The organism is Pseudomonas asturiensis (assembly GCF_900143095.1).
GTDB classification, from domain to species: domain Bacteria; phylum Pseudomonadota; class Gammaproteobacteria; order Pseudomonadales; family Pseudomonadaceae; genus Aquipseudomonas; species Aquipseudomonas asturiensis.
The window spans coordinates 198,998-224,955 of sequence record NZ_FRDA01000004.1 but is presented as its reverse complement, the minus strand read 5'-3'; the positions used below and the strand labels follow the sequence as shown (position 1 = coordinate 224,955).

The following is a 25,958-nucleotide window of genomic DNA, read 5'->3' as shown; positions in this document are numbered from 1 at the left end:
TCAGACCTTCCGTGGGGCCATATAGCCCAGCCAGCGACGTTCAGCCATTTTGAACAGTCGCACCAGAATGAATGTCAGGCACAGATAGAAGACGCCTGCAGTGATGTAGGCCTCGAAAGGCAGGTAGAACTGGGCGTTGACCGTACGGGCCGCGCCGGTGATATCGATGAGGGTGACGATGGACGCCAGACTGGTGGTCTGCAGCATCATGATCACTTCGTTACTGTACTGCGGCAACGCCCGGCGCAATGCCGAGGGCAGGAGAATGCGGCGGTACATTTTCGACCGTGACATGCCCATTGCACGCGCCGCCTCGATCTCACCGGCAGGCGTCGCCTTGAGGCTGCCGGCGATGATTTCGGCCGTGTAGGCGCTGGTGTTCACCGCGAAGGCCAGACAGGCGCAAAACGTCGCACTGGACAGCCATGGCCACAGAAAGCTCTCACGCACAGTGTCGAACTGGGCCAGCCCGTAATAGATCAGGAACAGTTGCACCAGCATCGGTGTGCCACGAATCACATAGGTGTACAGCCAGGCCGGCATATTCACCCACGGGTTTTTCGAAACCCGCATCAGGCCCAGCGGCAAGGCCGCCAGCAGACCGAAACCCAGGGAAACCGCCAGCAACTTGAGGGTGACGAGCAGACCACCGAAATACAGCGGCAGGCTGTCCCAGATGACGTTGTAGTCAAAGATCATAGGTCGGCCGCCCTGACGCCCACGGAGTAGCGTTTTTCCAGATAACGCAGCGCTAGCAACGAAACACTGGTGATCACCAGGTACATCGCCGCGACTGCGAGAAAGAAGGTAAAGGGTTCGCGGGTGGCATCGGCCGCCTGCTTGGCCTTGAACATCATGTCCTGCAGACCGACCACGGAAATCAGCGCGGTGGCCTTGGTCAGGACCAGCCAGTTATTGGTAAAACCGGGGATCGCCAGACGGATCATCTGCGGCACCAATATCCGGAAAAACACTTTGCCGCTGCTCATGCCATACGCCATACCCGCCTCGGCCTGGCCCTTGGGAATGGCCATGAACGCACCCCGGAACGTTTCGGACAGATAGGCCCCGAAAATGAAGCCCAGCGTGCAGACCCCGGCCGCGAACGGGTCGAGATCAATGTATTCATCGAAGCCCAGCAAGGGTGCGACGCGGTTGAGCAGGTCCTGGCCGCCGTAGAAGATCAGCAGAATAAGGACCAGGTCGGGAATGCCGCGAATCACGGTGCTGTACAGATCGCCCATCCAGGCCAGCCAGCGCACCGGCGACAGACGCAGCGCCACGCCGATCAGGCCGAGGACGATTGCCAGGGCCATCGATGACAGCGCCAATTGCAACGTCAGCCAGGCACCTTCGAGGATCACAGCCCCGTAGCCTTTCAACATCATGTGCGGTCCTCAAGCGTGGAATAAAAAATGGCGCAAGCCAGCAAGTCTGTCTGCGCCATTTCGGACGGTGTTCTAGGGCTGATTACTTGCCGTAGATATCGAAGTCGAAGTACTTGTCCTGGATTGCCTTGTACTTACCGTTGGCACGGATGGCAGCAATGGCGGCATTGAGACGGTCAAGGTTGGCCTTGTCGCCTTTGCGCACCGCGATGCCGATGCCGTCACCGAAGTATTTCGGGTCGGTGAACGACGGGCCGACGAAGGCGTAGCCCTTGCCAGCGTCAGTCTTGAGAAAGCCGTCCTGCAGCAGCGTCGCATCAGCCACGGTGCCATCCAGACGACCGGCGCCGATGTCCAGGTAGATTTCGTTCTGAGAACCGTAAGGCGTCACTTCGACACCCAGAGGCGCCAGCGTTTCACGGGCAAAGCGCTCGTGGATCGAACCACGCTGCACACCGATTTTCTTGCCCTTGAGTTCAGTCAGGTTGTCGCTGACCTTGGTGCCGTCCTTCATGACCAGACGAGCCGGGGAATTGTAGTACTTGCCGGTGAAGTCGACGGATTTCTTGCGGTCTTCAGTGATGGACATCGAAGACAGGATCGCGTCGATCTTGCGCACTTTCAATGCCGGGATCAGACCGTCGAACTCCTGCTCGACCCAGGTGCATTTGACCTTCATTTCTTCACACAGCGCGTTGCCGATGTCGTAGTCGAAACCCACGATGCTGCCATCCGGCGCTTTGGACGCAAACGGAGGGTACGCGGCTTCAATGCCGATTTTCAGCGGCTTTTCATCAGCGAATGTCGGCTGGGCAAGCACGGACAACGCCAGCGCGCCAATGAGCATGAGCTTTTTCATTTACAGAACTCCATCGGTAAAGCACGACAAGTGGCAAAGTGGGCAGCGCCCATTATGCGAAAGGACCATCCAGGGAGAGCGACGCCAGGCATCCGATACCGTTTGCAGGTCATCGGCCTCTGACGAGTGAGGGGCATTTTAACGACAGGACCGAAGTCGATATTTCTTCAATGCGACAACTAGTTACAGAAGCACCTGAAAAGCGCCTGGAGCCTGTTGACGAAGCCGAAATCCCGTGATCCATGACTACAGATCCAACCGATTGTTACAGCAAAAAACGCGCCCATTATTGGCAAAGCCTTCTAATCCGGCAAGCCCAGCGTGTCATCGGTTCGGAGAAACACCTTGAAGCGCAGCATATTCCTACAGATATCGGGACGAATGTCCCACAAGGAAGCGGCCGGCGCAAACGGCGGGTAGACGCGTAACAGGTCGATATATCCCGACTGGAATATTCGATGCTAACCAAATCAATGCCAAGCGACTGAATGCACACCCTGTGGGAGGCGGCTGGCCGGCGATGCTTATTCTGAAGCGGCATAGGGGTGACTGAACTGAGGCCATCGCCAGCAAGCCGCCTTCCACAGTCCTCCGGTCGCAACAAGACTTGTGTAGAACAATGGGCTTGGAGCGGGAGCAATCACTAAAGTCCGCCGCAATGCCGATCATGCCCACACGGGTCCAGATGACTCGGTTGACGCACATATTGAAGACGCGGAAGGCTGCGAGAGGCATTCCCGCGCGGGCGCGCGGGAATGGACCGGAGTGAGGCAGGACTGCCTGTCAGGCAGCGCTCATGCTTTTGTGCGTCTCGATCAGGTGCTGCACAACGCCTGGATCGGCCAGGGTGGAGATATCACCCAGCGCGTCATACTCGCCGGTCGCGATCTTGCGCAGGATGCGGCGCATGATCTTGCCCGAGCGGGTTTTCGGCAGGCCGGGTGCCCACTGGATGAAGTCCGGCGAGGCAATCGGACCGATTTCCTTGCGCACCCAGTTGCGCAACTCGATACGCAGCGCCTCATCAGCCGTCTCACCGGCATTGAGCGTGACGTAGACGTAGATGCCCTGCCCTTTCAGGTCGTGCGGCACGCCCACCACCGCTGCTTCGGCGACCTTGGGGTGCGCGACCATCGCGCTTTCGATCTCGGCGGTGCCCATGCGGTGGCCGGACACGTTGAGCACGTCGTCCACACGCCCGGTGATCCAGTAGTAGCCGTCCTCGTCGCGACGCGCACCGTCACCAGTGAAGTACATGCCACGGAAGGTCTTGAAGTAGGTGTCGACGAAGCGATCATGGTCGCCATACAGCGAGCGCGACTGGCCTGGCCAGGAATCGAGAATCACCAGATTGCCTTCGGCCGCACCTTCGATCAGGTTGCCGAGGTTGTCCACCAGCGCCGGAATCACGCCGAAGAACGGACGCGTCGCCGAACCCGGCTTGAGGGCGGTCGCACCCGGCAGCGGGCTGATAAGGATGCCGCCGGTTTCGGTTTGCCACCAGGTGTCGACGATCGGGCAGTTTTTCTTGCCGACGGTGTCGTAGTACCAGCCCCAGGCCTCAGGGTTGATCGGCTCACCCACCGAACCCAGCAGGCGCAGGCTGGAACCGTCTGCACCTTCGACCGAACGCGTACCTTCGGCCATCATGGCGCGAATGGCGGTCGGTGCGGTGTAGAGAATGTTGACCTTGTGCTTGTCGATGATTTTCGACACACGGGTAATGTCCGGGTAGTTCGGAACACCTTCGAACAGCAGCGTGGTAGCGCCGTTGGCCAGCGGGCCGTAGACGATGTAGCTGTGGCCAGTGACCCAGCCCACGTCCGCTGTACACCAGTAGATCTCGCCCGGCTTGTAGTCGAACACACGCTCGTGGGTCAGTGCCGCGTAAAGCAGGTAGCCGGCCGTGGTGTGCAGCACACCTTTTGGCTTGCCGGTGGAACCGGAGGTGTAGAGGATGAACAGGGATTCTTCAGCGCCCATTTCTTTTGGCGCACAGGTGCTCGATGCCACTTCCAGCAACGCGTGGTACCAGATGTCACGATGACGGTTCCACTCGATCTCGCCGCCCGTGCGCTTGCAGACGATGACCTTCTGCACGCTGCTGGTTTCCGGATTGGTCAGGGCACGGTCGACGTTGGCCTTGAGCGGGGTTTTCTTGCCGCCACGCAAACCTTCATCCGCGGTGATCACGACTTTGGAGCTGCAATCGATGATGCGGCCAGCCAGCGCTTCCGGGGAGAAACCGCCGAACACCACCGAGTGAATCGCACCGATCCGGGCGCACGCCAGCATGGCGACCACAGCCTCGGGAATCATGGGCATATAAATAGTCACCACATCGCCGCGGTGCACGTCCTGGCCGCGCAGGGCGTTGGCGAACTTGCAGACTTCGGCGTGCAGTTCGCGGTAGGTGATTTCGCGGTGCTCGGAAGGGTCATCGCCTTCCCAGATGATCGCGATGCTGTCGCCGCGCTCTTCCAGGTGACGGTCCAGGCAGTTGTAGGCCACGTTCAGCGTGCCGTCGGCGAACCATTTGATGTCGACACGGTGATCGTCGAAGGAGGTCTGTTTGACGTGGGTGAAGGGCTTGATCCAGTCGAGGCGCTTGGCCTGCTCACGCCAGAAACCATCGGGGTTGACCACCGACTGCTGGTACATGGCCTTGTAGGTTGCCTCATCCGTCAGCGTAGTCGCTGCGACTTCTGGGCGGACAGGGTACAGGGAAGCTGCACTCATCTTGGTTACCTCGGTGGATAGTTGTTGTTTTATGACTCCGTTGTATCCCGACCCCACTGACAGGACCATTCGACGTTGGTCTTACCGGCCAGGATCTTCAGGTTCATCTCTTCACGCCAGGCTCGACCGCAAACGCCTTCCAAAGATTGTTACCGTTTCGATGAAAAGGCTTATCAAAAGCCTTTATATATATCGCGTCGTCAGAAGCCTAGAATCACTTCCGCCAACACGGCAACTACCAGACGCCCCCACACAGGCCCGGTTACTTAATCAATCCCTCGCAATGTTCCCTGAACTCGATTATTTGTCAGGCGCATTCGCTCGCACTCAAGAAGGTAAACAGCAATGAAAGCTTCATTCGCGATTCTGGCACTTTGCAGTCTCAGTACACTGGCCATGGCCGAAGAATCGCAAACCAAAGTCGCCGCGCAGCAGGCACGCGTCGAGCAATATACCTACGGCACTCATCTGGATATTGCCAGGGTCATTTCCATCAGCCAGATCCCCAACATCTGCCAGGTCGTACCGGCCCGCATGGTCTATGAAGACTCCCAGGGCAAGCAGCACATCATGAGTTATCAGGTCATGGGCAACGGCTGCAGCAACGGCTGATACCCGCTCGATGGGCGCGACGCCTCGCACGTCATTCATGCGGGGCGCCTTTTGCGTTGTTAAGCCATGACGTTCTTCGATGCACACATCGCGCTATTCAACTGACCTGCCTACTTCATAGTCGCGCAACTTGTTGGCAATGGTTGTATGTGAAACACCCAGCCGTTTACCCAGTTGCCGACTGCTGGGGTGTTGCGCATACAGTTGTTCGAGCACCGACTTCTCGAACCGACCGACAATGGCATCAAGCCCGCCGTCCAGAGACACATCGGTTAATGTTTGCCGCACGCCATAATCAGGCAACCGGATATGTTCGGCCTGTACCTGAGCGCCATCACACAGCGAAACAGCCTGAAACAACACGTTTTCCAATTGCCGTACATTTCCCGGCCAGTGGTACTGACTGAGGCGTTTCAAGGCAGCAGGCGCGATGCCTGGCAATGCGCAGCCGATCTGGCGACTGGCCTGATCGAGAAAATGCTCCACCAGAGGCGTCAGGCCATCCAGGCATTCACGCAGCGGCGGAATGTGCAGCGTCAGTACGTTAAGCCTGTGGTAGAGGTCTTGCCGAAAGACACCCTTGGCACAGAGTTCGGACAGATCGACCTGCGTCGAACACATCACCCGCACATCCAGATACATGTCTTCATCACTGCCCACGCGGCGAAAGCAGCCGTCCTGAATGAAGCGCAGCAACTTGGCTTGCATGCGTGCACTCAACTCGCCGACCCCATCGAGAAACAGCGTGCCACCTGCCGTGAGTTCCAGCAGCCCCAACCGTCCTTCAACGCGCGCGCCCTCGAACGCACCGGGGTCGTAGCCGAACAGTTCGGTCTCGGCCATCGACTCGGACAGCCCTGCACAATTGAGCGCCATCAATGGCGACTGCCCACGCGGACTGGACAGGTGACAGGCACGGGCCAGCAGTTCCTTGCCGGTTCCGGTCTCGCCTTCAATCAGCAGCGGCGCATCCAGCGGCGCCATGCGCCTCGCCTCCCGCACGACCGCGGCCATGACTTTCGAACTCTGGAAGATACTGTCGAAGCCGCGCAGCTCCTGCTTGCGCACGTGGTAGATGCGCTCGCCGACCCGATCAGCCCGGTGCAGCGTCAGTACCGCACCAGCCATCGCCTCGCTTTCATCGTGCTCCGACTGCAAGGGCGCGATATCGGCCAGAAACACATCGCCGCGCACCTTGATGCGCAGGCCGTTGATGCGTGACTTGTTGGCGCGCACCAGCGCTGGCAGATCGAACTCTTCGGCGTAACGCGACAAGGGAATGCCAGGTACTTCATCGACCCGCACGCCCAGCAATTGAGCGGCCGCCCGATTGGCCGCCACGATCGCGCCGGCCATATCAATGGATAACACCGGAAACTCCAGCGCTCCCAGTAAAGCATTGAGTTCCATGTGGCGGCGCTCGCTGGGCATCAGCCCGACCCGCTTGACGCCGAACACGCCGGTGATCGCTTCGAACCGGGGGCGCAGCGCCTGGAATTGCAGGTTGATCAGGTTCGGGCAGTGCAGATAGATCGCGTCGCCATGCTCACCGCCCACCTCGCCCCTGGCCACGTTGACGCCGTAGGCAACCAGCAGGTCGAGAATGTCGCGCAGAATGCCGATGCGATTCTGACAATGAACCTTGATGCGCATGGGGATAAGCCCTCGAGGCGTGGATGTTTTTGTTGTAGGTCGAAGTCTAGCGTCAACAATACGTGACAGCCCAGCACAATGAAGGGCTCGCAAAGCCGTAATTCTTCTGACAGCCGTATCATCCGTAAAGATTTCGTTACGACCATAGGCCCAAATGCCTGACGCTGTAGCAGGCATCGCGCTGACGCAGCACAGGATTTGCGCTATTTCTGGCTCATGGCAGTTGCGACACAAGCAGCCTTATAAAAACAACAGTGCTCTTCAGGAGACTCCATGGCCCAGACGAAGTACATAGCGCGTGAGCCCGATGCACAGGGTTTCATCGACTACCCGACCGCCGAACACGCGGTCTGGAACACCCTGATCACTCGCCAGATGAAGGTGATCGAAGGCCGTGCCTGCCAGGAATACCTGGACGGTATCGAGCAACTCGGCCTGCCTCATGACCGAATCCCGCAGTTGGGCGAGATCAACACGGTACTGGCTGCCACCACCGGATGGCAGGTCGAACGTGTGCCCGCACTGATCCCGTTTCAGACGTTCTTCGAGCTACTGGCCAGCAAACGTTTCCCGGTGGCGACGTTCATCCGCACCGAAGAAGAACTCGACTACCTGCAGGAACCCGACATCTTTCACGAGATCTTCGGCCACTGCCCGTTGCTGACCAATCCCTGGTTCGCTGAATTCACCCACACCTACGGCAAACTCGGCCTGAGCGCGACCAAGGAACAACGGGTGTACCTGGCCCGTCTGTATTGGATGACGATCGAATTCGGCCTGGTGGACACGCCGCAGGGACGCAGAATCTACGGCGGCGGCATTCTGTCCTCGCCCAAAGAGGCGGTATACAGCCTGTCGTCCACGCCGGAACACCAGCGCTTCGACCCGCTCGAAGCGATGCGCACGCCTTATCGCATCGACATCCTGCAACCGGTGTACTTTGTTCTGCCCGACCTCAAGCGCCTGTTCGATCTGGCGCAGGAAGACATCATGGGGCTGGTCGAGCGCGGTATGCAGCTGGGTCTGCACGCCCCTAAATTTGCGCCTAAAACCAATAACCACGCGGCCTGATCGCCTGATCGACTGCCACGCGTCCAAAAGGAATCCGTTCATGACTACACTGAATCAAGCCCACTGCGAAGCCTGCCGCGCCGATGCCCCGCAAGTCGACGAAGCCGAATTGCCGGAGCTGCTCAAGCAGATCCCGGACTGGAACATCGAGGTGCGCGACGGCGTCATGCAACTGGAAAAAGTCTTTCTGTTCAAGAATTTCAAATTTGCGCTGGCGTTTACCAATGCGGTCGGCGAAATTGCGGAAGCCGAAGGTCACCACCCCGGCCTGTTGACTGAATGGGGCAAAGTGACCGTGACCTGGTGGAGCCACTCGATCAAGGGACTGCACCGCAACGACTTCATCATGGCTGCTCGCACCGACGAGGTGGTCAAAGACGCCGAGGGACGCAAATAATGCATTTCAGTGATATCCAGCGTGTACCGGGCGATCCGATTCTGGGTCTGATCGAGGCGTATGCCAACGACACCCATCCTGACAAGTTCGACCTGGGCGTGGGCGTCTATAAGGATTCACAAGGTCAGACTCCGGTGCCGCGCGCCGTTAAAGCCGCCGAACAGCGCCTGATCGACAGGCAGATGACCAAGACGTACATCGGCAGCCATGGCGATTCGCGCTTCGGCATGCTCATCAGTGAACTGGTGCTGGGCAGTGATTCGCAACTCATCAAGACCCGGCGCGCAGGTGCGACCCAGACACCGGGCGGCACCGGCGCGTTACGTCTTGCGGCGGATTTCATCGCCCAGTGCCTGCCCGGCAAGGGCATCTGGCTGAGCGATCCCACATGGCCGCTGCATGAAACCATCTTCAACAAGGTGGGCCTGACAGTAAGCCATTACCCGTATGTCGGCAGCGATAACCGGCTGAACGTCGATGGCATGCTGGACGCCTTACGCCAGATACCGCACGGCGACGTGGTGCTGCTGCATGCCTGCTGCCACAACCCGACCGGCTTTGACCTGTCGCATGATGACTGGCGCGACGTGCTGGAGATTGTGAAAAAACGCGACTTGCTGCCCCTGATCGACTTTGCCTACCAAGGGTTCGGTGACGGCCTGGAAGAGGACGCGTGGGCCGTTCGCCTGTTCGCCGAAGAGCTGCCAGAACTGCTGGTCACCAGTTCGTGCTCGAAGAACTTCGGTTTATACCGCGAGCGTACCGGCGCGCTGATTGTGTGCACCGACGAGGCACAAAAGCTGCTCGATGTACGCAGCCAGCTGGCAAGCATCGCGCGCAATCTGTGGTCCAACCCGCCGGATCATGGCGCGGCAGTCGTGGCAGAAATTCTGGGTGATCCAGCGCTTAAAAGTCTGTGGGCCGATGAGGTCGAGGAGATGCGTCAGCGTGTGGCTCAGTTACGCAGCGGACTGGTCGAAGCCTTGACCCCGCTGGGACTGGGCGAACGCTTTGCCCACATCGCACACCAGCGCGGAATGTTTTCCTACACCGGTATCACGGGCGATCAGGTCAAACGCCTGCGTGACGAGCAGAGCGTGTACATGGTCAATGATGGCCGGGCCAACATTGCGGGGATCGACGCCAGCCGTCTGGATCAACTGGCGCAGGCGATTGCGGCGGTTTGCAAGGAGTGAAGGCTGATCGTTGATGCCAGGCACACTATTTGTGTAAGGGCCATTTGCCCCTTCGCGAGCAAGCTCGCTCCCACCTGCTGAGTTTGGCTGGTGGGCGGACTTGTCCGCGAATATCTACTGCCAGATCATCCGGCCGGGACAGTAAAATCACGATTTTGTTTCGCCGTTCGGTCAATCAGTTGAAAAAAATATCGGGATTGTCATTTTCAGTGGGGTATCCTGCGCAGGCTTTTTTAAAGCACGGTTCTATCTGCAACCCCTTGCGAGGAGCGATGACGATGCATGAAATCCCTAACTTCCCACCAGGCCAACAGGAACCACAGCAGTCGACCCTGGCTCAACAGGAGCTTGGTCAACCTGCCGCAATGAAAGCAGCACCCTCGGCTCAAGACAGCCAGAAAGCCCAAGGCAAAGACTGAAGGCGATTGTTTTCAGGCGTATCGAAAAACGGTTCTGCCGATTTTCAATACGCCTGGAAAACCAGAGAACAGGCACACAGAAAACCTCATGAGCGATTTCACCGAAACCCAGGCCAGCGCATTGATCGGCACCGCCGAAAAGATGATCGAGATCTGGTCACGCCTGAGCCCGGAAAAACAGCAAGCCCTGCTGGCCCGCTTCGGCACTCAGGAAAACGCCCTGGCCGCACTGGTCACCACTCAACTCGTAGCACCTGCCCAGCCTTGATCTGAATCCCCCCTTCCTGCAGATTTTATTTCAATCTGTTACCTGCATCGCCCGATGCACCGTTATGATGAGCCTATCGAAAGCTTGCTAAGCATTTTCCTGCGTGCTTTCCCGTTGCACGGCTCGAACGCTCTACGTCCCTCCGTTATCAGAATGAAACCTATCTCCATGCCCGAGACACACACCGCTGCACCGCAAACCCCGATGGCCGTCACGCTGACGGTGGTCTCCATCGTCATGTTCACCTTCATCGGCTACCTGAATATCGGCATCCCTCTGGCTGTATTGCCGGGTTACGTCCACAGCGACCTGGGTTTTGGCGCGGTAATGGCAGGCCTGGTGATCAGCGTGCAGTACCTCGCTACGCTGGTCAGTCGGCCCTGGGCGAGCCGGATTATCGACAATCTGGGCAGCAAGAAGGCTGTTCAGTTTGGCCTGGCGGGTTGCGGACTGAGCGGCGTATTCATGCTGGTGCCGATCTGGCTGCAAGCGTGGCCGATGGCGAGCCTGGTGGTGCTATTGATCGGACGGGTGATTCTGGGCAGCGCGGAAAGCCTCGTGGGTTCAGGCTCGATTGGCTGGGGCATCGGCCGGGTGGGCGCACAGAATACTGCAAAGGTCATTTCCTGGAACGGCATCGCCAGCTATGGCGCGCTGGCAATCGGTGCGCCGCTGGGCGTCTGGATGGTCAATGAACTGGGCCTGTGGACCGTGGGCGTGAGCATCATGCTGCTGTGCGCGACCGGCCTGCTGCTGACCTGGAAGAAGCCGGGTGCGCCTATCGTGCATGGCGAGCGCCTGCCGTTCATGCATGTCCTGGGACGCGTTTTTCCTCACGGCATGGGGCTGGCACTGGGCGGTATCGGGTTCGGCACCATCGCGACGTTCATTACCCTTTATTACGCCAGCAACCACTGGCCAAACGCCGCACTGTGCCTGACCCTGTTTGGTGGCAGCTTCATCGCAGCGCGTCTGCTGTTTGGCAACCTGATCAACCGTCTCGGCGGCTTTCGGGTGGCGATTGTGTGCCTGTCAGTTGAGACGCTGGGGCTGCTGCTGTTATGGATGGCGCCCACGCCAGGCCTGGCGCTGGCGGGTGCGGCGTTGTCGGGATTCGGTTTTTCGCTGGTGTTTCCGGCACTGGGCGTGGAGGCGGTCAACCTGGTTCCAGCCTCCAGCCGTGGCGCGGCCGTAGGCGCCTATTCGCTGTTCATCGACCTGTCGTTGGGCATCACCGGGCCACTGGCCGGTGCCATTGCGGCGGGTTTCGGCTTTGTGTCAATCTTCCTGTTCGCCGCCTTTGCCTCGCTGAGCGGGCTGATCCTGAGCGTGTACCTGTACCGTCAGGCTCAAGCAGTTAGGGAGCAGAAAGGCGGCTGACCGTCATTTGGTTTTTTTCTTGCCCAGCAGGTGCGAAAACACGGCCTGCAAATCATCCGAGATCACGTCTTCGTCCAGGTTGAGCTTGCTGTCGATGTGATCCATGTGGTGCATCATCAATTCGACCGCCCGCGCGGCGTCACGGGCTTCGATAGCGTCGATCAACCGGCTGTGTTCGTCATAGGAACAATGCGTGCGGTCGCCGGTTTCGTACTGAGCAATGATCAGCGATGTCTGCGAGACCAGGCTGCGCTGAAAGCTGATCAAAGGCGCGTTTCTGGCCGCAACGGCCAGTTGCAGGTGAAACTCACCGGACAGCCGAATGCCCGCGCCACGATCCCCACGAGAAAAACTGTCGCGCTCATCGCTGACCATCTGGCGCAGCTGGGCAAGTTGCTCGGCAGTCGCGTGCTCGACAGCCAGTTCGGTGATGGCCTTTTCCACCAGACGCCGGGCGAAGAACACCTGCCGGGCTTCCTCGACACTCGGGCTGGCGACCACTGCGCCACGGTTGGGCCGCAGCAACACGACGCCTTCATGCCCCAGCCGCGATAAAGCGCGACGAATGATGGTGCGACTCACGCCAAAAATCTCGCCCAAGGCCTCTTCGCTCAACTTAGTGCCCGGCGCCAGGCGCTGCTCAAGGATGGCGTCGAAGATGTGTGCATAGACCACGTCATCCTGAGTCAGGCTCTGGCTGGCCTTGGCAGGTCGCATCGGTTTCTTGAGGGGCAGGGACTGATCGTTCATGGGCACTCGTGCGCGGATGGAGGACGGCGTCGCAACGGGCGCATTGTACACAGGGCAAAACCGGAAAGGCGCGCAGAAAAAAGCCCGCAGTGTGCGCGGGGAAGCGAGTATCAGCTGCCCCGATACGTCGAGTAGCTGTAGGGCGAGATTAGCAGTGGCACGTGGAAATGAGGCTGACCTGCGTCAATGCCGAAGCGCAACACCACCACATCGAGAAAGGCCGGTTCGCTCAACACCACGCCTCGTGCCCGGTAATAATCACCGGCATGAAAGTGCAGTTGGTAGACACCCGAGCGATATTCATCGTCCTGCAGCAAAGGGGCATCGCAGCGGCCATCGCTGTTGGTGATCGCGCTGGTAACCTTGAGCAGTTGCCCGCCTTCAACCCGGTAAAGCTCGATGGCGATGGCGGTTCCAGGGCAGCCGTGCGCTGCGTCCAGTACGTGTGTGGTCAATTTTCCCAAGACGTTGCTCCTTGCCATGAAGATCGCGACGAAACTGCACCAGCGAGGTGCTGACGGCTGTGCGGATGCGACCGATTAAGACACTTTTCAAAAACCCTGTACACGCTGGGCCTGAGGCCGTACGGATCGTAACGGCGCTGCACAGCGCCTGACCAGACCAGAATCGCTGAAACAAAGGAAATTTATCAGTTTTTTGTGATTAAGCTGACCAGTCAGGCAGGTTTCTTGCTTGTATTATTCATGCAGATTCTTCGCACAGCAGGCATCGCGAATGAAGACGGCATGCGAGGTTACAATTTCAAAATTAAATTGTATACAATCCTCGCACTCGGGACGTTTGCAAGCGCCCGTACTGAACCTGATTTCACGCACATAAGGAAGCCTGCAGTGAGCGCCGACTACCCACGCGACCTGATCGGATATGGCAACAACCCGCCACACCCTCGCTGGCCGGGCAACGCGCGTCTTGCACTGTCGTTCGTGCTGAACTACGAGGAAGGCGGCGAGCGCAATATTTTGCATGGTGACAAGGAGTCCGAAGCCTTTCTGTCCGAAATGGTCGCTGCGCAGCCGCTGCAGGGACAACGCAACATGAGCATGGAATCGCTCTACGAATACGGCAGCCGCGCAGGCGTGTGGCGCATTCTAAAGCTGTTCAAGCAGTTCGATATCCCGCTGACGATCTTTGCCGTGGCGATGGCCGCGCAACGTCATCCAGACGTGATCCGCGCCATGGTCGCCGACGGTCATGAAATCTGTAGTCACGGCTATCGCTGGATCGACTACCAGAACATGGACGAGGCTCAGGAACGCGAGCACATGCTTCAGGCCATCCACATCCTCACCGAAATCAGCGGCGAACGTCCGCTGGGCTGGTACACCGGCCGCACCGGCCCGAATACCCGTCGGCTGGTGATGGAGGAAGGCGGATTTCTCTACGACTGCGACACCTATGACGACGACCTGCCCTATTGGGAGCCGAACAATCCGACCGGCAAGCCCCATCTGGTGATTCCGTACACTCTGGACACCAATGACATGCGCTTCACGCAAGTGCAGGGTTTCAACAACGGCGAGCAGTTCTTCCAGTACCTCAAGGACGCGTTCGACGTGCTCTACGCCGAGGGTGGGGACGCGCCGAAAATGCTCTCCATCGGCCTGCACTGCCGTCTGATCGGCCGCCCTGCCCGCCTTGCCGCACTCAAGCGGTTCATCGAATACGCCAAAGGCCACGAACAGGTGTGGTTCACACGCCGCGTCGATATTGCCCGTCACTGGCACGCCGAGCACCCCTTCAAGGCCGAGGCTGCGCAATGACGGCCTTTGCCAACTTCACGCCTTCGAGCCTGAGTCGCGAAGCCTTCATTGCGACCTTCGCAGACATCTATGAGCACTCGCCCTGGGTTGCGCAGCAGGCCTACGACCTCGGGGCGCATGCCGAACTGGATGACGTCGAAACCCTGCATGCGCGTATGAGCGATATCCTGCTTGACGCCACGCACGCGCAACAACTGGCACTGATCAACGCTCACCCGGATCTGGCGGGCAAGGCCGCCGTTCAGGGTGAGTTGACCGAGGCCAGCAGCAATGAACAGGCAGGTGCCGGCATCCACCTCTGCACGCCTGAGGAGTTTCAACGCTTCACCGAGTTGAATGAGGCTTACAAGGCCCGCTTCGGCTTTCCGTTCATCATGGCGGTCAAGGGCAGCGACAGGCACAAGATCCTGGCGGCGTTCGAACAACGCATCCATCACTCACCGGAGGCCGAGTTCGCTTGCGCCCTGGCTGAGATCAACACCATCGCACTGTTCCGTTTGCAGGCGCTTCAAGCGCCGCGCTCATCCAACGTTTAGAAGGCAGACAAGAAGCATGAAAGTTTACGCCGCACCGTTCGAGAAGTTCGTGAATCTGGCTGATGCGCGTCTGGGCACAAAGGTGCTGTCCGTGACCGACGACTGGTTCGCCGATGCCAACCGCCTGTTCCAGCCGACACCTGCGGTCTGGAAAGAAGGCGTGTTCGACGATAACGGCAAGTGGATGGACGGCTGGGAATCGCGACGCAAGCGTTTTGAAGGTTACGACAGCGCAGTCATTCGCCTGGGTGTAGCGGGCACCATCAAGGGCGTGGACATCGACACGTCGTTCTTCACCGGCAACTTCCCGCCGTCCGCCTCGCTGGAAGCCTGCTTTCTGGCCTCGGGCGAGCCGGACGAGAACACCGCCTGGACTGAAGTGCTGCCGTCGGTGGAGCTGAAAGGCAACAGCCACCACTATCATGAGATCAGCCACGATCAGCCGTTCAGCCACTTGCGCTTCAACATCTATCCGGACGGCGGCGTCGCACGTCTGCGAGTGCACGGAGTGCCGCATCGCGACTGGACCACAGTTGGCGACAGCGAACAGATCGATCTGGTGGCGGCGCTCAATGGCGGACGTTCGATTGCCTGTTCGGACGAGCATTACGGCAGCATGAGCAATATTCTCAATCCGGGCCGTGGCGTGAACATGGGCGATGGCTGGGAAACCGCTCGCCGCCGCACGCCAGGCAATGACTGGGTCATCGTGGCGCTGGGGCATCCGGGCGAAGTCGAAAAAGTCATCGTCGACACCCTGCACTTCAAGGGCAACTACCCGGACAGCTGCTCGATCCAGGGTGCTTTCGTGAAAGGCGGCACTGATAGCCAGATCGAAACCCAGAGCCTGTTCTGGCGCGAACTGCTGCCCAGCCAGAAGCTGACCATGCACGCCGAGCACGAGTTCGCCGAGCAGATCAAAGCCATCGGCCCGATCACTCACATTCGTCTGAACGTTTTCCCGGATGGCGGCGTGAGCCGGTTGCGGGTACTGGGCAAGGTGTCGCGATAGGCTTTGGCAGCAACGCACACCCATGCCTGTACTGGAACGATCATCTCGAACCCCATTAAAGAAGAACCCGCATGCGCAAACTGATAATCGAGCCGCTGACCAAGGAAGCCTTTGCGCCGTTCGGTGATGTGATCGAGACCGATGGCAGCGATCATTTCATGATCAATAACGGCTCGACCATGCGTTTTCATCGTCTGGCCGAGGTTGAAACCGCGCAGCCAGACGATAAGGCGATCATCAGCATCTTCCGCGCCGAGGCGCTGCCGATGCCGTTGACCATCACCATGCTGGAGCGACATCCGCAGGGCAGTCAGGCGTTCATACCGCTGCTCGGCAATCCTTTTCTGATCGTGGTCGCGCCACTTGGCGATGCGCCTGAACCAGAGCTGACCCGCGCCTTCGTGTCCAACGGCAGGCAGGGTGTCAATTACCATCGCGGCGTCTGGCACCATCCGGTGCTGACGATCGAAAAGCGGGATGACTTCCTGGTGGTTGATCGCAGTGGAAGCGGCAATAACTGCGATGAGCATTACTTTGCAGAGCACACGTTGATGGTGCTAGATCCCGACTCCCAGGAAGGGCCTGAGCACCCGTGAAGTGGTGACAGGTATCAGGTAAAAACCGTGCAGGCACATCTGATGGAATGGCTGAATCTCGGCGTACGCTGGATTCATATGATTGTGGGCGTCGCGTGGATCGGCGCATCGTTCTACTTTGTCTGGCTGGAAAACAACCTCAACCGCAAGAACCCGCGTGACGGACTTTCAGGGGACCTGTGGGCCATCCATGGTGGTGGCATCTATCATCTGGAGAAATACAAGCTCGCTCCGCCGACCATGCCGGAGAACCTGCACTGGTTCAAATGGGAAGCCTATTCCACCTGGCTGTCGGGCGTGGCGCTGTTGTGCGTGGTGTTCTACGCCAACCCGACCCTGTACCTGCTTGCACCGGGCAGCAGCCTGTCGGGCGCGGAAGGCGTACACATTGGCCTGGGCTCGTTGTTCGTGGGCTGGTTCATCTACAGTTTTCTGTGTGACTCGGCGCTGGGCAAGCGCCCTGCTCTGCTGGGGCTGATTCTGTTCGTGCTGCTGGTCGCAGCGGCCTACGGTTTCAGCAAGGTGTTCAGCGGACGCGGTGCGTACCTGCATGTCGGGGCGATCATGGGCACCATCATGGTCGGCAACGTGTTTCGCATCATCATGCCGGCGCAGCGCGCGCTGGTTGCCGCCATCGCAGAAAACCGCACGCCGGACCCGAGCCTGCCCGCCAAAGGCCTGCTGCGCTCGCGGCACAACAACTACTTCACCCTGCCGGTGCTGTTCATCATGATCAGCAACCACTTTCCGAGCACTTACGGCAGCGAATACAACTGGCTGATTCTGGCAGGCATTGCGCTGCTGGCCGTCTTGGTGCGGCATTACTTCAATACCCGGCACGACAGCCATCGCTTCGCCTGGACATTGCCCGTTGCCGCACTGGGTATGCTGTGCCTGGCGTACGTCACCGGGCCTGCGCAACCGCCTCAGGTTACGAAGATCGTCTATCAACCGTTGCCCGGCACCGCCGTCGGCGGGCATCGCGCCGATGAAAAGCCCGCAGCACCGGTCGCCGCACCTGCCCAGCCGGAGCCACCCACGGCGGCCAGCGCGGGGTTCAGCAAGGTCAACGAAGTGATCCAGCAACGCTGTGCGGTCTGCCACTCGGCCAAACCCACCAGCCAGTTGTTCAGCGTTGCACCTGCCGGCGTGATGTTCGACACGCCCCAGGAAATCCAGCAGCAGGCGCCACGCATCAAGGCCCAGGCCGTGACCTCGCCGATCATGCCGCTGGGCAACATCACCCAGATGACCCCGCAGGAGCGCGAACTGGTCGGTGCCTGGATCGATCAAGGCGCGAAGCTGGATTGAGTCAACGGGGCGACAGTCAACCTGAATGTCGCCCCGTTTTCGCTCCAGCCGCCCTGTGCTGGAGCACTTGAGCCCCTGAGCGCGAGTCAGTATCCTGCGCCGCCGCTGCAAACCGACCGATCATTTAGCGACTTGTTGCTCATTTCCCCCCAGCCAACTAACTGACTGATCAGTCAAGCGTCTGTTGCCCATGGAAAAGTGCTCAAACCGACATCCAGGTGTCGGTTCAAGGATGACTGCGGCTGTTTTTCAGTAGTTGGCGCAGCTCTTGCTAATTACTCAAAGCTGACCAAACAGACAAATTATTACCCCCGGACAAGGCGTCACTCAGAACGCCGGTCTGCACCATCATGATCTAACTCAAGGGATACACTGAATGAACCGTACTCTTTCCAGCGTGTTACTGGCCAGCAGTCTGCTGGCCGCAGCGCCAGCCATGGCGGGGGATATTTTCCAGTGGCAGAGCAATAGCCTGACCTATCTCAATGGACGGGACTTCACTGTCAATCCGCATATCCAGCAGACGTTTACGTTCGAACATGCCGACAGCTGGAAGTACGGCGACAACTTCTTCTTCGTTGACAAGATCTTCTACAACGGCAAGAAAGATGCAAACGCAGGCGATAACACCTACTACGGCGAGTTCTCTCCACGTTTGTCGATGGGCAAGATATTCGGCCAGAAGTTTGAGTTCGGTCCGATCACCGATGTATTGCTGGCCGCCACTTACGAGTTCGGCGAAGGCGATAACGAGTCGTACCTGATCGGCCCTGCGTTCGATCTGAAGATTCCGGGCTTCGATTATTTCCAGCTCAACTTCTATCAGCGCCACACCGAAGGCAACCGCCCGGGCGACGGCGTGTGGCAGATCACGCCAGTGTGGTCTTACACCATTCCGGTGGGCAAATCGGATGTGCTGATCGACGGCTTCATGGACTGGGTCGTCGACAACGACGAGACTTCACGCGGCACGTACCACTCCAACCTGCACTTCAACCCGCAGATCAAATACGACCTGGGCAAAGCGCTCAACTACCCGGAGCGTCAGTTGTACGTCGGTATCGAGTATGACTACTGGACCAACAAATACGGCATCAAGGACACCCGCTCCTTCGATACCGACCAGAACACCGCAAGTTTGCTGGTGAAAGTGTTCTTCTGAGAGCTCGTGGGAGCGGACTTGTCCGCGATGAACGATGATGCGGTTTTCCTGATACACCGCGTCGACTGCATCGCCGACAAGCCGCCTCCCACCGTTCACACACGGAGCCTGAGGAACGCTCAGGGCTAAGCCCTGGCGGCCTTCCACGCCTTGCCCGCAAACGTCACGATCAATACCAGCAGCGCACCGGCAATGATGCCTGCAACCGCATCGACCAGTGTCGGAACGATCACCGACAATCCGCCCACAGCCCCCGCAGCACTTGCCGTCACGCCCTCAACCCAGTGATGAGCGAAGGGCAGGCCGTGGACCAGAATCCCGCCACCGACCATGAACATGGCGGCGGTGCCGAGGATCGACAGCAGTTTCATCAACACCGGTGCCAGCCACAGCAGGCCAGCGCCGAGTTTCTGTGCGAATGAACTGGCGCTCTTCTTCAAGTACAGCCCCAGGTCGTCGAGTTTCACGATACCGGCCACCAGCCCGTAAACGCCAACCGTGATCAGCACCGCCACGATCACCAGCACGCCGACCTGATCCATGAACGGCCGTGTCGACACTACGCCCAGCGCCAGTACGATGATTTCCGCCGACAGAATGAAGTCGGTACGAATTGCGCCTTTGATGCGATCCTTCTCGAACGCCACCATGTCCACCGACGCATCGGTCGTGGCCTGCTTGCGCTGTTCGTGCTCCTCACCGCTTTCCTTGTGCAGCCACTTGTGGGCGATCTTTTCGAAGCCTTCGAAGCACAGGAACGCGCCGCCGATCATCAGCAACGGCAAGATCCCCCACGGCGCAAAGGCACTGATCAGCAGCGCCGCGGGCACCAGAATCGCTTTATTGAGCAACGAGCCTTTGGCCACGGCCCAGACCACCGGCAATTCACGGTCGGCGGATACGCCGGTCACCTGTTGCGCATTGAGCGCCAGATCATCACCCAGCACGCCTGCGGTCTTTTTCGTGGCAAGGGCCACGTCATCCAGCAGCGTCGCAATGTCATCAAGCAGGGTAAGCAAGCTTCCAGCAGCCAAAATCAAAGTCCTTGAGCAAGTAGAAAAACCAAAACCGGTGCGTATTGAATCACAAGCCACCACCGTGCGGCATTGCAAAGCATTGAGCCTATGACCCCGGCGACACGGGAACGTTAGGCTCTGTACGAAAAGTCGGCGAGCGCAGCCACTTTTCGCTCAGTACTTGAGCCGGTGGCACGACTACTGCTTTGCAACCCGACCAGACGAGCGACGCAATCGACCGCAAGGGGCTGTTCATGACGAATGATTCACAGCGAGCGCAATGGATGAAACCCGTGTCGCAGGAGACCGGGGTGATCATCATTTCCAACGCCAATCTGTCGGCACGCCTGATCGAGTACCTCTCTCACGAACTCAGCGACTGGCCGCAAGTGGCGTGGCTGATGATCAGACAATCGGCAACACTGGAAGATGAATGGCTGGACGCTGAAAACCGTCTGTTCGATGCACACCGGGTGTCCGAATGCGAAATCAGCCAGTTACTGGGTGCGATCCCCAAGACCTGCTATTTGCTGGACGTCGAAGCTAGCCACCCTGCTCATTTGGCATGGCTGGGCTCGGTCTGTGGGCACAAGATGCACTTTCTGGAACTGATCCGTCCCGAAGAACAGATGCCTTCCAGCAACTCGCCACAGGCTCAGGTGGAAGAAATCCTCGCCGCGACCCGCTTCCTGATGAGGTGCTACCTGCAGGAGCATTACCTGTCGCCGGACTGATCATTCAGAGAGGAATGTGGGTCGTCGACAGCACCTGGCGCAGCCCCATGAACGAGCGGATCTGCCGAACGCCCGGCAGATAAAGCAACTGCTCGGCATGCAGGCGGTTGAAGCTCTGGCTGTCCCTGGTGCGCAGCAGCATGAAGTAGTCGAACTCACCGGTGACCACATGGAACTCCATGCACCCGGACACCTTCTGCGCAGCCGCTTCGAACTGGGCGAAGGAGTCCGGCGTCGAGCGGTCCAGCACCACACCGATCAGCACCACCATCCCCGCATCCAGCACCTCACCATTAAGCAACGCCACCACACCCTTGATGACCCCGTTTTCCTTGAGCCGCTCCACACGCCTCAGGCACGCGGGCGGGCTGAGCCTGACCTTTTCCGCCAGCGCCACATTGGAGATGGACGCATCACGCTGCAGCGTCTTGAGAATCGTGCGGTCAATCCGGTCCAGCGGCGGCGCAACATCGGATGTCAGCTTTTTGCTGCGTTCATTTATTGCTTTCATTTGATATTTCACAACATTTAAAAAGGTTTGATGGCATTAACACTAATCTTAATTTCCTATTTGAACAATTCTTTGCAACCACACTTATCAGGCTATTTCCTATGATAGGACCCATCCCAGGCACTGCGTAAAACCTCATGCCTGGATGCCCCTCTCAACGGAGACTCGATATGAACCTGAGCACATTCAAGCGCTACCCTCTGACGTTCGGTCCCTCGCCCATCACGCCACTCAAACGCCTGAGCGAGCACCTGGGTGGCAAGGTCGAGCTGTACGCCAAGCGAGAGGACTGTAACAGCGGCCTGGCCTTCGGCGGCAACAAGACGCGCAAGCTGGAATACCTGGTACCCGAGGCCATCGATGGGGGCTATGACACCCTGGTGTCGATTGGCGGCATCCAGTCCAACCAGACCCGTCAGGTGGCAGCGGTCGCCGCGCATCTGGGCATGAAGTGCGTGTTGGTTCAGGAAAACTGGGTCAACTATTCGGACGCCCTGTACGACCGGGTCGGCAATATCGAGATGTCGCGCATCATGGGCGCTGATGTGCGTCTGGATTCGGCGGGCTTCGATATCGGCATTCGGCCAAGCTGGGAAAAAGCCATGGCTGATGTGGTCGAGAGCGGCGGCAAGCCCTTCCCGATCCCGGCAGGCTGCTCGGAGCACCCTTTCGGTGGCCTGGGGTTCGTGCGTTTTGCCGATGAAGTGCGTCAGCAAGAAGAAGAGTTGGGCTTCAAGTTCGACTACATCGTGGTCTGCTCGGTAACCGGCAGCACCCACGCGGGGATGATCGTGGGCTTTGCTGCCGACGGTCGAGCACAGCGGGTCATTGGCATCGATGCCTCCGCCAAGCCGGACAAGACCCGCGAACAGGTGCTGCGCATCGCACAGAACACTGCAAAGCTGGTCGAGCTGGGCCGCGAGATCACCGCCGACGACGTGGTGCTGGACACCCGCTACGCCTACCCCGAATACGGGCTGCCCAACGAAGGCACCCTGGAAGCCATCCGCCTGTGCGCGCGCCTGGAAGGCGTTCTGACCGACCCGGTCTACGAAGGCAAGTCCATGCACGGCATGATCGACATGGTCCGTAACGGCGAGTTTCCCGAAGGTTCGAAAGTGCTCTACGCCCACCTGGGCGGCGTGCCAGCCCTGAATGCCTACAGTTTTCTGTTCAAGGACGGCTGAGAACGGCTCGCGGATTCATCCCGTCATCCACAGCCCGCGAATATCGCGGGCTTTTTGCTTATACGTTCGCGCCATAAGCGGTCATGACGCCCTGGATCGACAGGTCTTTAACAACGGCGCTACCTTCTAAGCCGGGCTGGAACATCGACTGTTTTTATTCAACTTTTCACTGAACGCTCGGCGTATTCAACTGCTCTAACCGCGCAAGTTCCGCTTTTTTCTTAGAGCGTTTAAGTCGATGGATAACCTCAACCCTTCAACGTCAGCCGACACCGAAGCATTGAGCTTTCTGGACGACGGAAGCGAGATTGCCGCGTTGCTAAAAGCAACTGTGATGAACGATTCGCCTTTGGGGCATCCGTCACAGTGGTCGAGCTGCCTGAAAAACCTGATTGCCACGGCCCTGCCCGTTCATGCCCAGATTGTGGTTTTCTGGGGCCCACAGTTCATCGCCTTGTACAACGATGCCTACGCACCGAGCATCGGGGACAAGCATCCAGGCGCGCTGGGGCGGCCTGCCGTTGAAAGCTGGGGCGAGCTGTGGAACGATCTCGAACCGCTGCTGCAGGGCGTTCGTGACAGCGGCAAGACCTTTTCGGCTAAAGACCGGCCGTTCTATATAAAACGCTTTGGTGCCGCAGAAACGGTTTACTTCGATGTGTCCTACTCGGCCGTCCGCGAAGCTGACGGCTCCATTGGCGGCGTACTGTGCATCGTCACCGAGACCACCGGACGCGTACAGTTCGAGCGGCGCCAGGCGTTCCTGGTCGAGCTGGGGCAGACGCTTCCTTCCACATCCGATCCGGTTGCCATCGAGTGTCATGTGCTGAGCCGCCTGGGTAACGAACTGGGGACTCAGCAATTGGCGCTGATCGGTGTGGACGACGACGGCCATCGTCTGACGGTTCGTCAGGGCGGCGAAACCGGACACTCGATTCCCTTCAACGGGTTGCCTGGCTGGACCGACGCCATGTCGGCGGACCTGCGCTCCGGCCAGGCGGTGGTGCATGAAAACGCTGCCAGCCCCATTATCCCCGCCAATGCGCGTGTTGCCCGCTACCCACAGGACGAGCCGCCCTGCACGATCCATGTGCCGGTTGTGCTGCACGGCAAGCTGGAAGCAACGCTGATCATCCAGCCCTCCCTCACCACCACCTTTGGTGCTCATGAACTCGAACTCGCTCGGGAGGCCACAAAGCAGGCCTGGCTATGGATCAATCAGGCACAAGCCGAGCGGGCATTGCGTGACCTGAATGAAAGCCTTGAACAACGCGTCGTGACGATGCTCGCTCAGCGCGAAAAATCCCTTGCCCAGTTGCATGAGTCTCGCAAGATGGAAATGGTCGGCCAATTGAGCGGCGGCGTTGCGCACGACTTCAACAACCTGCTGACGCCGATCATTGCCTCGCTTGAGCTGATCAGCCGACGCGCCGAAGACGAGCGCTCGACCCGTCTGGCCGAAAGCGCGCTGCTGGCTGCAGACCGCGCGCGAACCCTGGTCGGTCGACTGCTGACCTTCGCACGTCGGCAGACCCTCAACCCTGAAGCGATCGACCTCGGGCATCTGGTGGCAGACCTGAGCGACCTGATCGAGCGCTCGCTCGGCCCGATGATCTCGGTGCAAATCGATATCCCGGATGGATTGCCTGCTGTATTCATTGATCCGCACCAACTGGAACTGGCCATTCTCAACCTGACGGTCAACGCGCGCGATGCACTTGAAGAAGGTGGTCGCGTACGCATCAGTGCTCGGAGTGAAACCCTCGATGGCACGACCGAGTCACCCGCAGACGGGCACGTGCGACTGATAATCAGCGACAACGGCTGCGGCATGAGTGAAGACACGCTCAGGCATTGCGTTGAACCCTTTTACTCAACCAAAGGTGTGGGTAAAGGCACGGGGCTGGGTCTGTCAATGGTTCAGGGGCTGGCGCTGCAGTCAGGTGGCGAGTTCGCTATCCACTCGCAGCCTGGCAGGGGCACTGAGGTGAATCTCTGGCTGCCCGTGGCCAGCGGTCCGGTGAACAGGGCAGAGTCCAGATCGCTGGAGGCGCACGTCATTGAGGGGGCCGTTCACGTGCTGCTGGTCGATGACGAAGACCTGGTCAGGGACAGCACCGCGCACCTTTTACAGGATCTGGGCTATCAGGTTACCGAAGCACCGTCCGCCGCAGTCGCGCTGGATCTGTTTGATGCAGGCCTGAGGCCGGATGTACTGATCACCGATTACGTCATGGCTGACATCACCGGCGTTCAACTGGCTCGGCAGATCCGTCAGCGCATCAACGACCTTCCCATTCTCATCATCACCGGCTACACCAATGCCAAACCGGTGCCGACGGACGATTTCGAGATTCTGGCCAAGCCTTTCCGCCGTCAGGACATTGCTTCGCGTCTGGCGCACCTTGTTCAAAGCAGTGCGTGAGCAAGTGCCTGACTAAAACCGAACACTTAAACCGAAAACTAAAGCCGGAAAGACTGCCGCATGGCGTCGCCCAGAAGGTCTACGGCTTCATCCATCCGCGAACCCGGCGACCTCAGAAACACCACGTCATGTTCGGCAATCTCGGGCAGCCCTTGCAGTATCTGCATGCCAGCGGTGACACGGGAACGGTCGATCAGACTGATGCCCAGCCCTGCTTCTACGCAAGCCTTGACTGCCTGATTCGAAGGACTTTCCAGCACGATACGCACCTTGCGGCCACATTCACTGAGCGACTCAAGCATCGCTTGCCGATAAGGGCATTGCGCGGCATGTACGGCCAGCGGAAGCACTTCAGCCATGTGCAGGGAATGCCCTTGCGGTCCAACCCACACCGGGTGGGTCGATACCAGCCGCTGCGCATCGTCGCTCGCCTCGCACTTGGGCAACGCCAACACTGCCACCTGAAGCTTGCCGCGCTGTACCTGCTCGCGAAGGGCGTAGCTGGGTGCGGTTTTCAATTCCAGCACCACATTGGGCCAGGCTGCGATGAACGTTGGCAGGATGTCGCGGATGACATGGGTGGCGTATTCATCCGGTACGCCCAGGCTGATACGTCCGGCCAGACGGGTGCCGTGAAGGTCGGCGAGCACCCGGTCGTGAGTCGCGAGCAGCTCGGTCGTGGACAACAAAAGCCTTTTGCCCAGCGCGGTGAGAGAAACCGACTGGTTGTCGCGATTCAGCAAGCGACCGCCTGCGACGGCCTCAAGACGCTGGATGTGCACGCTCACAGCAGCCGGGCTTTTATGCAGTTGATCAGCTGCAGCCGAAAATTTGCCGATGCGGGCGACGGCATGAAAGGTTCTGATCAGTTCGATATCGAGCGTCGGCGTCATAATTCAATATTCTTGAACAACTGATGTGGTTTATTTTGATTTATTAGATTACTCCTGTTTCG

Annotated in this window: 25 protein-coding genes; 15 read left to right on the top strand and 10 right to left on the bottom strand. The window is 58.9% G+C overall.

The window, feature by feature from the left end; translation table 11 throughout:
• From BUB69_RS09070 to acs, 4 genes are all read right to left on the bottom strand, one after another.
• On the bottom strand, positions 1-699 hold the full coding sequence (locus tag BUB69_RS09070; protein ID WP_073164935.1) for an ABC transporter permease: 699 nt from the start codon (positions 697-699) through the stop codon (positions 1-3).
• Positions 696-1,385 carry an ABC transporter permease gene (locus BUB69_RS09065; RefSeq protein ID WP_024688799.1) on the bottom strand — a complete coding sequence of 230 codons (690 nt, stop codon included), beginning with the start codon at positions 1,383-1,385 and terminating at the stop codon, positions 696-698. The genes BUB69_RS09070 and BUB69_RS09065 overlap by 4 nt, the downstream gene beginning before the upstream one ends.
• 85 nt (positions 1,386-1,470) lie before the next feature.
• Positions 1,471-2,247 (bottom strand): ABC transporter substrate-binding protein, encoded by a 777-nt coding sequence (locus BUB69_RS09060; protein ID WP_073164931.1) that lies wholly within the window; start codon positions 2,245-2,247, stop codon positions 1,471-1,473.
• A 783-nt stretch (positions 2,248-3,030) separates the two neighbouring features.
• The gene (acs, locus tag BUB69_RS09055) at positions 3,031-4,986 is read right to left on the bottom strand and encodes an acetate--CoA ligase (protein ID WP_073164927.1); all 1,956 of its coding nucleotides are present in this window, start codon (positions 4,984-4,986) and stop codon (positions 3,031-3,033) included.
• 345 nt (positions 4,987-5,331) lie between these two features.
• Between acs and BUB69_RS09050 the strand changes: the two genes are divergently transcribed.
• Complete coding sequence (locus BUB69_RS09050) at positions 5,332-5,598, top strand: DUF2790 domain-containing protein (RefSeq protein WP_073164923.1); 267 nt, start codon at positions 5,332-5,334, stop codon at positions 5,596-5,598.
• A 93-nt stretch (positions 5,599-5,691) separates the two neighbouring features.
• Here BUB69_RS09050 and BUB69_RS09045 read toward each other — a convergent pair whose 3' ends face one another.
• Positions 5,692-7,251 carry a sigma-54-dependent transcriptional regulator gene (locus BUB69_RS09045; RefSeq protein WP_073164920.1) on the bottom strand — a complete coding sequence of 520 codons (1,560 nt, stop codon included), beginning with the start codon at positions 7,249-7,251 and terminating at the stop codon, positions 5,692-5,694.
• 273 nt (positions 7,252-7,524) lie between these two features.
• Here BUB69_RS09045 and phhA point away from each other — a divergent pair, with 273 nt between their 5' ends.
• The 5 genes from phhA to BUB69_RS09020 all read left to right on the top strand — a co-directional run bounded on the left by phhA (position 7,525) and on the right by BUB69_RS09020 (position 11,982).
• Positions 7,525-8,322 carry a phenylalanine 4-monooxygenase gene (gene phhA, locus BUB69_RS09040; RefSeq protein WP_073164916.1) on the top strand — a complete coding sequence of 266 codons (798 nt, stop codon included), beginning with the start codon at positions 7,525-7,527 and terminating at the stop codon, positions 8,320-8,322.
• A 40-nt stretch (positions 8,323-8,362) separates the two neighbouring features.
• The gene (locus BUB69_RS09035) at positions 8,363-8,719 is read left to right on the top strand and encodes a 4a-hydroxytetrahydrobiopterin dehydratase (RefSeq protein WP_073164912.1); all 357 of its coding nucleotides are present in this window, start codon (positions 8,363-8,365) and stop codon (positions 8,717-8,719) included.
• Positions 8,719-9,915 carry an amino acid aminotransferase gene (locus tag BUB69_RS09030; protein WP_073164908.1) on the top strand — a complete coding sequence of 399 codons (1,197 nt, stop codon included), beginning with the start codon at positions 8,719-8,721 and terminating at the stop codon, positions 9,913-9,915. Before BUB69_RS09035 ends, BUB69_RS09030 begins: the two co-directional genes overlap by 1 nt.
• Before the next feature lie 507 nt (positions 9,916-10,422).
• Positions 10,423-10,602, top strand: coding sequence for a hypothetical protein (locus BUB69_RS09025; protein WP_032610241.1), 180 nt, complete (start codon positions 10,423-10,425; stop codon positions 10,600-10,602).
• A 168-nt stretch (positions 10,603-10,770) separates the two neighbouring features.
• Entirely contained in the window at positions 10,771-11,982 is a 1,212-nt protein-coding gene (locus BUB69_RS09020) for an MFS transporter (RefSeq protein ID WP_073164904.1), read from the top strand.
• A gap of 3 nt (positions 11,983-11,985) precedes the next feature.
• Here BUB69_RS09020 and BUB69_RS09015 read toward each other — a convergent pair whose 3' ends face one another.
• Entirely contained in the window at positions 11,986-12,732 is a 747-nt protein-coding gene (locus BUB69_RS09015; RefSeq protein ID WP_073164899.1) for a GntR family transcriptional regulator, read from the bottom strand.
• Positions 12,733-12,842: 110 nt separating this feature from the next.
• Positions 12,843-13,196 carry a hydroxyisourate hydrolase gene (gene uraH / locus BUB69_RS09010; RefSeq protein WP_073164896.1) on the bottom strand — a complete coding sequence of 118 codons (354 nt, stop codon included), beginning with the start codon at positions 13,194-13,196 and terminating at the stop codon, positions 12,843-12,845.
• A gap of 387 nt (positions 13,197-13,583) precedes the next feature.
• Between uraH and puuE the strand changes: the two genes are divergently transcribed.
• The 6 genes from puuE (at position 13,584) to BUB69_RS08980 (ending at position 19,130) form a co-directional block, all read left to right on the top strand.
• The gene (gene puuE / locus BUB69_RS09005) at positions 13,584-14,513 is read left to right on the top strand and encodes an allantoinase PuuE (protein WP_073165666.1); all 930 of its coding nucleotides are present in this window, start codon (positions 13,584-13,586) and stop codon (positions 14,511-14,513) included.
• Positions 14,510-15,049 (top strand): 2-oxo-4-hydroxy-4-carboxy-5-ureidoimidazoline decarboxylase, encoded by a 540-nt coding sequence (uraD, locus tag BUB69_RS09000; RefSeq protein WP_073164892.1) that lies wholly within the window; start codon positions 14,510-14,512, stop codon positions 15,047-15,049. The genes puuE and uraD overlap by 4 nt, the downstream gene beginning before the upstream one ends.
• 16 nt (positions 15,050-15,065) lie before the next feature.
• On the top strand, positions 15,066-16,061 hold the full coding sequence (gene alc / locus BUB69_RS08995) for an allantoicase (protein ID WP_073164888.1): 996 nt from the start codon (positions 15,066-15,068) through the stop codon (positions 16,059-16,061).
• 71 nt (positions 16,062-16,132) lie between these two features.
• Complete coding sequence (locus BUB69_RS08990) at positions 16,133-16,657, top strand: ureidoglycolate lyase (RefSeq protein WP_073164883.1); 525 nt, start codon at positions 16,133-16,135, stop codon at positions 16,655-16,657.
• 27 nt (positions 16,658-16,684) lie between these two features.
• Positions 16,685-17,968: a urate hydroxylase PuuD gene (locus BUB69_RS08985; RefSeq protein WP_073164880.1), complete on the top strand. Its 1,284-nt coding sequence runs from the start codon at positions 16,685-16,687 to the stop codon at positions 17,966-17,968.
• A 376-nt stretch (positions 17,969-18,344) separates the two neighbouring features.
• Complete coding sequence (locus tag BUB69_RS08980) at positions 18,345-19,130, top strand: outer membrane protein OmpK (protein ID WP_073164877.1); 786 nt, start codon at positions 18,345-18,347, stop codon at positions 19,128-19,130.
• A 125-nt stretch (positions 19,131-19,255) separates the two neighbouring features.
• Here the strand turns inward: BUB69_RS08980 and BUB69_RS08975 are convergent, their stop codons facing one another.
• Positions 19,256-20,164 (bottom strand): DUF808 domain-containing protein, encoded by a 909-nt coding sequence (locus BUB69_RS08975; RefSeq protein WP_073164874.1) that lies wholly within the window; start codon positions 20,162-20,164, stop codon positions 19,256-19,258.
• 236 nt (positions 20,165-20,400) lie between these two features.
• Between BUB69_RS08975 and BUB69_RS08970 the strand changes: the two genes are divergently transcribed.
• Complete coding sequence (locus BUB69_RS08970; RefSeq protein WP_073165662.1) at positions 20,401-20,880, top strand: hypothetical protein; 480 nt, start codon at positions 20,401-20,403, stop codon at positions 20,878-20,880.
• 4 nt (positions 20,881-20,884) lie between these two features.
• On the opposite strand, the gene BUB69_RS08965 is transcribed toward BUB69_RS08970, so the two are convergent.
• Complete coding sequence (locus BUB69_RS08965; RefSeq protein ID WP_073164870.1) at positions 20,885-21,391, bottom strand: Lrp/AsnC family transcriptional regulator; 507 nt, start codon at positions 21,389-21,391, stop codon at positions 20,885-20,887.
• A 170-nt stretch (positions 21,392-21,561) separates the two neighbouring features.
• On the opposite strand from BUB69_RS08965, the gene BUB69_RS08960 reads away from it, so the two are divergent.
• Both BUB69_RS08960 and BUB69_RS08955 read left to right on the top strand, forming a co-directional pair.
• Entirely contained in the window at positions 21,562-22,578 is a 1,017-nt protein-coding gene (locus BUB69_RS08960; RefSeq protein ID WP_073164866.1) for a 1-aminocyclopropane-1-carboxylate deaminase, read from the top strand.
• Positions 22,579-22,816: 238 nt separating this feature from the next.
• A complete protein-coding gene (locus BUB69_RS08955) occupies positions 22,817-25,003 on the top strand; it encodes an ATP-binding protein (protein ID WP_073164861.1) in 2,187 nt (728 codons plus the stop codon).
• Between the two features lie 38 nt (positions 25,004-25,041).
• Here the strand turns inward: BUB69_RS08955 and BUB69_RS08950 are convergent, their stop codons facing one another.
• Positions 25,042-25,896: a LysR family transcriptional regulator gene (locus BUB69_RS08950; protein WP_073164858.1), complete on the bottom strand. Its 855-nt coding sequence runs from the start codon at positions 25,894-25,896 to the stop codon at positions 25,042-25,044.
• Between the last annotated feature and the right edge of the window lie 62 nt (positions 25,897-25,958).

Excerpts from the sequence above, each read along its gene's own strand:
- BUB69_RS09035 (WP_073164912.1), top strand. The coding sequence starts at position 8,363 with ATGACTACACTGAATCAAGCCCACTGCGAAGCCTGCCGCGCCGATGCC.
- alc (WP_073164888.1), top strand. The coding sequence starts at position 15,066 with ATGAAAGTTTACGCCGCACCGTTCGAGAAGTTCGTGAATCTGGCTGAT.
- BUB69_RS09030 (WP_073164908.1), top strand. The coding sequence starts at position 8,719 with ATGCATTTCAGTGATATCCAGCGTGTACCGGGCGATCCGATTCTGGGT.
- BUB69_RS09050 (WP_073164923.1), top strand. The coding sequence starts at position 5,332 with ATGAAAGCTTCATTCGCGATTCTGGCACTTTGCAGTCTCAGTACACTG.
- BUB69_RS08960 (WP_073164866.1), top strand. The coding sequence starts at position 21,562 with ATGAACCTGAGCACATTCAAGCGCTACCCTCTGACGTTCGGTCCCTCG.
- BUB69_RS08970 (WP_073165662.1), top strand. The coding sequence starts at position 20,401 with ATGACGAATGATTCACAGCGAGCGCAATGGATGAAACCCGTGTCGCAG.
- BUB69_RS09025 (WP_032610241.1), top strand. The coding sequence starts at position 10,423 with ATGAGCGATTTCACCGAAACCCAGGCCAGCGCATTGATCGGCACCGCC.
- BUB69_RS09045 (WP_073164920.1), bottom strand. The coding sequence starts at position 7,251 with ATGCGCATCAAGGTTCATTGTCAGAATCGCATCGGCATTCTGCGCGAC.
- BUB69_RS09070 (WP_073164935.1), bottom strand. The coding sequence starts at position 699 with ATGATCTTTGACTACAACGTCATCTGGGACAGCCTGCCGCTGTATTTC.
- BUB69_RS08955 (WP_073164861.1), top strand. The coding sequence starts at position 22,817 with ATGGATAACCTCAACCCTTCAACGTCAGCCGACACCGAAGCATTGAGC.
- BUB69_RS08950 (WP_073164858.1), bottom strand. The coding sequence starts at position 25,896 with ATGACGCCGACGCTCGATATCGAACTGATCAGAACCTTTCATGCCGTC.
- BUB69_RS08990 (WP_073164883.1), top strand. The coding sequence starts at position 16,133 with ATGCGCAAACTGATAATCGAGCCGCTGACCAAGGAAGCCTTTGCGCCG.
- BUB69_RS09015 (WP_073164899.1), bottom strand. The coding sequence starts at position 12,732 with ATGAACGATCAGTCCCTGCCCCTCAAGAAACCGATGCGACCTGCCAAG.
- BUB69_RS08965 (WP_073164870.1), bottom strand. The coding sequence starts at position 21,391 with ATGAAAGCAATAAATGAACGCAGCAAAAAGCTGACATCCGATGTTGCG.
- BUB69_RS09065 (WP_024688799.1), bottom strand. The coding sequence starts at position 1,385 with ATGTTGAAAGGCTACGGGGCTGTGATCCTCGAAGGTGCCTGGCTGACG.
- uraD (WP_073164892.1), top strand. The coding sequence starts at position 14,510 with ATGACGGCCTTTGCCAACTTCACGCCTTCGAGCCTGAGTCGCGAAGCC.
- BUB69_RS09020 (WP_073164904.1), top strand. The coding sequence starts at position 10,771 with ATGCCCGAGACACACACCGCTGCACCGCAAACCCCGATGGCCGTCACG.
- BUB69_RS08980 (WP_073164877.1), top strand. The coding sequence starts at position 18,345 with ATGAACCGTACTCTTTCCAGCGTGTTACTGGCCAGCAGTCTGCTGGCC.
- acs (WP_073164927.1), bottom strand. The coding sequence starts at position 4,986 with ATGAGTGCAGCTTCCCTGTACCCTGTCCGCCCAGAAGTCGCAGCGACT.
- BUB69_RS09060 (WP_073164931.1), bottom strand. The coding sequence starts at position 2,247 with ATGAAAAAGCTCATGCTCATTGGCGCGCTGGCGTTGTCCGTGCTTGCC.
- phhA (WP_073164916.1), top strand. The coding sequence starts at position 7,525 with ATGGCCCAGACGAAGTACATAGCGCGTGAGCCCGATGCACAGGGTTTC.